Below are 8,379 nucleotides of genomic sequence, written 5' to 3'. Positions count from 1 at the left end.
GGTCACGTTCACCCAATAAGATTGGATTATGACACCATAAAAAAAACTATCATCCAAGCNGTTGATAAGGCGGAACAAGGATAACAACAAATTGTATCATAAGCTGTATTGGAAGGCGGTTTGCAGGGATTGCAANCCGNCTTTGTTATATCNGCTTTTTTGTGGGACTGACNTTTGACTTTNTCTATGCTAAGGCTGATTCGAGGACTTGGCTTGAAGCTGCNTCTGCCTGTTCCATGATATTNTTTGTGTATTCGGGGTTGTTTTCCAACCGTTCTCTCCATATTTGAGAGTATTCTGGATTGGTCGCATCGAAACGGCAGCTCTGGCTGATAATACCACTACCCAAATGGGAAACTAAATTCTCAAAGAGGAAACTATCAAGGCGGAGTGTATCAAAATCGACATCACGGGTGCTTTCTACCATTGCAACGGTCAAATCACGATAATAGTCATCCTCGATTTCAAAACTNTCTTTCGGAGCTATATGTATGACTTTTTCGATATTGTCATAAANGGATAGGCCAGGAGTGCCGTCAAACTTCAATGCGATTTTATAGAAATTGCTGGAATCAAGAAACTGATACCCAGCTGTTTTCCTTCGCTCTGCCGCTATCATGTTCAATTTAAGAGATTCATAAGAACGCTTTTGGATAATGGGAAAGGTGGTTTGGGCTATATTGTACACTCTTGACACTTCTGTCTTTGTAAGTATGAAAAGGCNCTCTGCGTCTTGTAAAATTCCGAGACCTTTTGTCCTTAGTTCGTCTTCTGTAATAAAGAAGGGAAGCTCAAATCCCTGTTCTTCCATCCATAGCGCAAGCATAATAGCATTCGAGCCTGTAAAAAAGGTGCCATTAGCATCTCTGGGAATCATCATTTGCTTTGACACCCAAGGATTGTCGTCATTTTCAAGCTGCTTTTTGAGTTTGGTGCTTAATAACTTCCCATAAGCTCGATAGGCTTCCCGTCGCAACATTTCTGGCGTATGCCATCTGCCTTTTGAAGAAGATGCTAACCGGATATAGCCTTCTGGTATGGACTTTACANCTTGATCGACTGGTTGTTCTTCCGCTGACTGATTAGGCATATCCGTTTCATCAACACTCCCATCAACAGGCTCTGGAATGGTTTGCGACTCTTTTTGAATTTGNCCCGAATGCTCTCCTGTTCCATCCGGCAATGGCTGTGAGGGCGCATCTTTTTTGGAAGATNTTGATGTGGGTTCAACGTTTGTGGTCTTCCGACTCACACCGNACATAGAGGTGATATGCTCCCACAGCTCATCCAAGGTCTGATAATTGTCATCGATATTGTATACTGACAATTCTCGGTAGATTTGTTCAATATTATCCTGTAATACTTTTNTTACNGTTTCGTCCTGTGTTCTCTGAATATCGGACATTAACTTCGCAAATAGCATATCCGAATGAACAATAACTGCTTTCAGCAAGGTCGCTCTGTCTTCAGAAGAGAGTGTCACGGTTTTCAACGTGGCATTGTTGAAGGCGACTATCGTATCTGAAGCCTTTGCCACAACACGGTCTATTCTTATACCTTTTATTTCGCAAAAAGGATGCTTCATAGATGATAATACTTTGTCTCCGCAAAATTCTTTNCCGAATGCCCTGACAAAGGTCAGCAATTCCCGACCGCCATCTTGCTCACTTATGGCTTCNTTGATGTAGGTCAGTATATTTATAAATTGGTAAGATTTACTGGGCGTAATCAAACGGGNACTTCTGTCTACGAAAACATTAGGATCAAAGTCTAATACGATCGTTTCACCTGAAAGCGACCATGCTATTGGATAAAAATTCTTCCCATCGATAGAGCTGACACCAATAGAATCGTTGGCAGGGAACATGCCTTGACAAATATTATTTTTTTTCATTAGGGAAACTGATTCTGCAAACATTTCCTCCGCCATATCCCTCACCTTGGCTTCTTCGTTCCATTGATGCTGCTCGTCTTTATCGAGAGCGATTATTTTCTTATNTTCAATCAGTGATTTGAACTTTTTGTATGGGACGGTTTCTTCAGAATCATGGTAATGGCTGATTTTGCTATAATGATATAGAGATAAAGCTAAATCCATACCGGGTTTGTCGACAATGGATTTTACCCAAATAAACTGTTTGCTGCCGTCACGCCCCGTTTCCTTTGTAAAAAGGTTGTTCNGAAGACTTCTGCAAGCTCTTGCGTCTATCATCCTTACNAAGTCGGATTCTAATTCATAACCTTCAAGCTGCAATCGGCATAGACGATCGGCTTGTTGATCTATGCTGTCTGGAGTTGCCCTTGAATCTATCCATGTACTCATCAACCCATCCTGCCATTGAACAGGNGGGAAAAACTGCGGGTCGTTTNTATCTTGTCCTTTGGACTGCGATTTTGCCCAAAGGCTTTTCTCCACTGCCCAACTTTGAAGAAGGGTGCATTGCGCACGATTCTTCGACAAAAAAATAAGTTCTTCCTTGGAGAAAAAATGATTGGGCGGAAAAGGCTTTAAGTTGCCATGTTTTTGTCCTTTTCCACTGTCTGTTTTGCTTTTGTTATCTTGTTTGTTGCTAAATATCCTGCTCCACCCACTTAACAAACGCTTGTTGAAGATTCCTGATGGGTTATCGCTTTCAATCATATACTTGTCAGAGTTTAATATGGAATAAACACACTGGCTTATAAAGAATTGATTGTGTCAACNCTCTATAATGCCAGTGCTTATGTAAAATATAAAATTATGGCGGCTATTCTGTATGTGTGGAAGTTAACTCCCAAGGCTCAACACTGCTTGTACGGCATTCTATGTTAACATTGCCTTGATATATATGGAATAACAACTCTCCCTTGACTTCCACATAGGCATCGGGNTTGAAAAAATCCTGCTGTATNGGTTTCGGTACAAGGAAACGAACCCAAAGCCAGCCACGTTTTTCTCCATCCTTGTCCTGCGACACCCCAGAAAAAGTTTGAAACTTGTTTCCGTGCTTGTTGGTTCGTTCTGTTATCTCGCCTTTTATCTTGCCTTTGAAATCAATAGAACCCTTGAGTGAGTCTTCATCAGTAGACTTTACAATTTCTATTTCATCATCAGTACGGAGATTGTAATAGGTTCGGTCATCTATNCGCCTGATATAAAGCGTACCGCTAATTNTTACTCTACGACCCGTGGAATACTGCTCAACAGTGTCTTTATTGCCNGGAGCGGAAACGAAAACNTGAAGCTCGGCTCCGCTTCCATCGCTGCCGGCAATNGGGATGGTGATAGTGAAGGAAATAAAGGAATGACCTTCCTTGTTTTGCTTTTCAACTGCAGAATTACTTATGATTCCACAGGCTGTAACATTGCATTTAATCATATCGATAATTATTATAATAAGATAGTTAAGCTCTTTTGATGTTGTTTGCTTGTTGCTCTTCTGGCAGGTCGCTGTCGAAATTCAAAGAGGCTGTCTGCGCAAGTTGCTTGACATCGACACTTTCTCTGTCNCTTCTAATAGAAGCGGCTTCTTTGGTCTCNTTGNTTTCATTTGCCTCTTTGGACGCTTGCANATCTTTCATATTATCATCTCCCTGCAAGTCTTGGGCAAGTGTTAGGATGCCCATGAAAAGAGATGAGATAAGATTGGAGATGGGATTGCCACCGCCAGAAAGCCCTGCANTGTCACCATTTTTATTCATCAAGTATTCCAACCATCGGTCAGGATCGTCGGAATTTGTGATGTGAGCAAGCAACATCTGCATCTGGGAATTATCCATTGGGGATTCCCGTATTTCTGAAGGCGCATTGGTATACCCCATTTGAGAGGAATAGCGTGTCATCAAGTCTTGACCGCCCTTATTCAATGTGCCGGGGAGGTTCCCACGGAATGAGAGTTCGGCAAGATATTCTACAGGATCATAGCTTTGAAGTGTACCCTGTGCATTATAGAACTTGGTCTCAAAATGAAGATGTGGCCCCGTGGAGCGTCCAGTATTTCCTGAATATCCCAACTGTGTTCCCGCATTCACCGCATCACCGACTTTTACTCCGATCTCNCTAAGGTGCATATAAGTGCATTGAAGGCGAGTACCGTCCGTTCGNTGATATTCTACNGTAATCATATTGCCAGCTGCACCGTTGTTGGGNTTNACGGCAATGACTGTACCATTGTCTTCAGTACCGTAAATGGGAAGATACCTACCGTTGGTGCCAAGATCGATGCCTCCATGATGGTGACCTGTGCGTTTCTCTCCATATTCTCCCGTTACTTTCAAACCTTCTAAGTTAATGGGCATGCACCAATGTCCTTGTAAGGGTGTGAGTGAAATGCCCGAGGGGGCAACCTTCGTTTGATCAGGTTGCTGACCTCGCATATATCCCACCTGCAATCCATGCTGTTGCGCCTGTTGAACGGCAATACGATCAAATCTGTCCAAACCATATCCGCTGATAATGCTTTCTATTTGAGATACGTAGTTCTTTGCAGTGGCATAACCACCAGCTTTGATACCTTTTGCCCAGCCTAAATGATCCGTACTGTCATTGATCGGGCAATTTCTCAGATAGCGTTGCTGAAGCAATATGGCGGAATGGTCACTAAGGCTTTGAGATACGTTATCGTATGACCGAAATGCTTCATGGGGACGGTCATCATCATAATAACTTACTCTACCTGTCCAAGACGAGCCTTTCTTGATTCCGAAGAAATTGTTGTCGTGAAGAGCGAGAGCCGAGGTTCCCCAAGAACTCTCAATGGCCATTTGAGCAAGAATGACAGAGGAGGGGATGCCATACTTGACCTGTTGCTCCATAGCATAGGGTGCGTATCTGGCAATGAATTCTGAAGTTGATATGGCCATGTTTTTAATAATATGTCATGTCGAATAGTTACTGAATTTGTTAATTGAGATGAAGGGAACGTACTTTCTGTTTGAGATTGGACTGATTCTCTTCTTCCTTTTCGGAAGNTGATTGTGAAGTTCCTTCAACTTTATTTTCTTTCATATCGGATTCCTGTTGGCCATTCTCAACAGACTGCTTTCCATTCTCTGCAGATTTTTCGGTCTGCACATTTTCTTTCAGAAAAGGGGCGAAAGCAACTGCTGCAATAGCTTTCTTGTAGGCGGACATATCATCCGCCAGCCACATCCTGTCCCATCGCTGTTTAGAAATTTCCTTTTTCATGAATTTTCCGTCTACAGTGGCCATNACATATTTTTTGTCGGGATTTTCCCTGTCTTTAGTGATGGTAGGACGCTCTATTTTGCTGATGTCTACATTGGGAACTTTCGGCATGATAAGATCTACCTTAATTTCTGGATGTGCCTTGGCAACAGCGTAGTATTTCTGTGCAAGGGCTTGATGAATTTCCTGCTGCCTATCCGTTCCTCTGACATCGAAGTATAACTTCTTATGAGAGTCATTGGGATAAATGGCGAACGAGGGTTCTTTCTCTGCCTTGAAGAAAAATGCCCATTGTCCTTTTTCGTCACGCATTGGCGTAAATATTTCAATCTTTGGTAAGGCTGCTGCTGCAATCTGCGGTTTTACATCAATATCTCTATGCTGACTGAACTCATATTGTTTCAACCGATCTACGGAGACGGTCTTATCCTTATAGTAGTCGTCAGGCTCTTTGAGTCCTAAAGCACCACCGGCATTATAGAACTTGACATCGGTGATGCCCTCGTGTCCTAATGCTATTTTGATACGATCTTTGCGAATGCCCGAGATCTCTACGTTGTCTTCAAGAGAAGCTCCTTCAGGAAGAATGACATCGGCTGAACCTTTTGCTGTATCTCTGACAATGACGATTTCTTTTGAATCTATATCTGGGAGCTTAGACAANTCGGTGGAAATCTGATATTGNCTCTCACTGACGGCCAGGTCTTTNAGGGGCAAATCCTTACGAATTTCTTCGTACTTGACAAGCTGCTTCTGCATGTGCTTATCGATGGACTCAACGGCATTGTTGACATCTTTCTCCAGCAGTCCCAGCAGTTTGGGATTTTCCTTGATCTCTCGTTTCCAATAGTCAATATGTTGCATACTTTCTTTTGAAAGGCTTGCAGGAAGTCCCTGACGTGCCATCAGAATTCCAGCAGAGAGGTCTTGAACAAATCTCTCGTATTTCGCATCNTCGTTGGGGAGGAGATTATTNCGNCCCATGCGGTCTAAACGTTGCTCGCTGCCTGTGGCTGCTACAATGGCTCGGTAAATATCATTGGCCTTCGCAATGGCAGCCTGTCGGCTATTACCGCTATTCTTATCCATCATACCGCTGACAATAATCTTGTCAGCTTGCTTGTCATATTCTGCATCTTGCAACACCATGACACGCTCATAGCCGANACCTGCGGATTTGGCTACTTTTTGGGCGGTTGAATANGCCTTGTTCAACACATCCTTTTCATTGGCTACTCTTTTTATGAGTTCTGAACTGTCAAGGTTGTCGGCAACAACAACCCACTGCTTGGCTTGAACGAGCTTTGGCAGATAGTCGTCGATTCTGTCAAGTGGAAAACCTGTGGACTTGATTTTTTGACCATTNACCTCNGTTTGACCTACTGGTAAACCTAATATTTTACCTGCTCTNGTGGCATCATTGCCGTAAATATGATACTGGTTATCGTTACGCGCAACGACAATGGCTGTTGGATGGTTGGATTTAAGTTTTTCGGAATAATTTATCATATTTGTCACGCCACGTTCGGAGAGTTCCTCATATTTGGCACCAGTCTCTTTCAGTAAATCACTGTACATTTCTTTTCCTGTCAGGGATGTTTGGTCGATATTGAAAATCTGCTGGGTCTGACGGGTATGGTGTTTGACATAAAGAGACTTCTCATCCTCGGGAAGTCCCTGATATTCCCCCTTGGTGATAACATCTTTAGTAGCAATATTCTGGTAATCCCAACGAGTCCAATTGAAAGGAAGTGCTTTCTCATTAGTTTTGACAGAATCGCCTACATTCTTCAGNTCATCAAAATAGGCATAAACATTGGAGCGGTANCCCTTCTGATCGGACTGAAGGTTCATCATCAGATTGTTATACGGAGTAATTGGTGTCTTTGCCCAAAGAAACTCTGCGTTGCTCTTACCAGCCTTGTTCATCCAAATTCCTTTATTGCCTTTAGCAAGCTCTAACGCACCAAGCAGTAAGGCGGCATGTAAGAAGATCTTTGAAGTATAACCGCTGTCTTTTTCCTCTCTTCTATTCTCTTCTTCTCTACGTTTCTGTTCTTCAACTTCACGTCGACGCTCATCTTCTCGAGCTTTGGCAGCAGTTTGCTTGGCTTGTTCAATCTTCTGCTTCTTTTCTTCTACGGCAGATTGCTGGGCTTCGGCAATGACAGCAGCTTTCTTTTCGGCTACTTCTTTAGAAACGTGTCCTCCTTCCATNATTTTCTCTGCAATACCTGCTACATTCGTTGCAGGGTTACTGTCTTCTGAAAGNGAAACGTTCTCCTGAACTTCCTCGGGCTGTGAAGTTTCAGGCCACCATTTTGCAGACAAATTATTATATTTTACATAATCTAAAAAGGCAANGGCACTTTCTTCTTTTTGACTGTCAATTTTATGCTGATTGCAATAACTGTTATACCTCTCTTTTATCCCTTCAAGAGGAATCATTTGTATATACTCTAATTTGCTTATTGTACCATAAGCCACCGCATTTTCTATTTCAAAAACAGAATATGGTTCTTCTTGTGGAGATTTATCAAGTTCTTCTGGTTTAGACAAAGANACAGTTTNGGNTTCCTCGTNTTTATCCGTGACAGTGTAGGCTGCCGTAATCTTGCCTGANTCNAAAATGTCTATAGCTTCTTTTACTCCCTCTTTAAGATCGTAGCCAAAGTATTCTGAATTTCGTACTCTATTTTTTAATGTGGATATAGCATTNGGTATTATGCCTTCTTCAGGTATTCCTTTGGANGACTCCAAAGCTGAAAGGGCTTCAAACTCTCCAACTGAGAGAAGTCCTTCCTGCTTGGCCTNGTNAACTTCATCTATGGTTTTCCAGCTTTGCTTGTCATCGGAGAANGATAAGGTAATTTGCTGNCCTNCCTTTTGTGATAAAACTGCAGAAAATATNTAGGCTGCTGCAATATCAACGCTTTTACTTGTGTAGGAGCTTTGCATATTGACATGTGTTTCTTCTTTTGGCATTGCATCAACCCATGCAGAGAGTGTATCGGGAATATATCTTGATACAANGACTTCTACNANACCGTCAATTTTAGCTGTNAGGCTTTTCTCACCCCATTGATCCATATAGATAGTGCCTTTTACACGTGGAAGAATGTCTTCAACACCATTCAATAGTGTTTTGCCATATTCNTCTGCNGTTTCNTGATAGGTNAAATCTCCATCTTTACCTTTTTCTTTTTCGTAAG

2 protein-coding genes are annotated in these 8,379 nt (G+C 42.3%); both read right to left on the bottom strand.

What is annotated here, in order from left to right; translation table 11 throughout:
- Positions 1-3,384 precede the first annotated feature (3,384 nt).
- Positions 3,385-4,794: a glucosaminidase domain-containing protein gene (locus HMPREF9304_RS15220; protein WP_445236342.1), complete on the bottom strand. Its 1,410-nt coding sequence runs from the start codon at positions 4,792-4,794 to the stop codon at positions 3,385-3,387.
- Between the two features lie 88 nt (positions 4,795-4,882).
- Positions 4,883-6,676 (bottom strand): MutS N-terminal domain-containing protein, encoded by a 1,794-nt coding sequence (locus HMPREF9304_RS15315; protein WP_445236341.1) that lies wholly within the window; start codon positions 6,674-6,676, stop codon positions 4,883-4,885.
- Between the last annotated feature and the right edge of the window lie 1,703 nt (positions 6,677-8,379).

The organism is Hoylesella timonensis S9-PR14, from assembly GCF_000762405.1.
GTDB classification, from domain to species: domain Bacteria; phylum Bacteroidota; class Bacteroidia; order Bacteroidales; family Bacteroidaceae; genus Prevotella; species Prevotella timonensis_A.
This window is presented reverse-complemented; position numbering and strand designations above follow the sequence as displayed.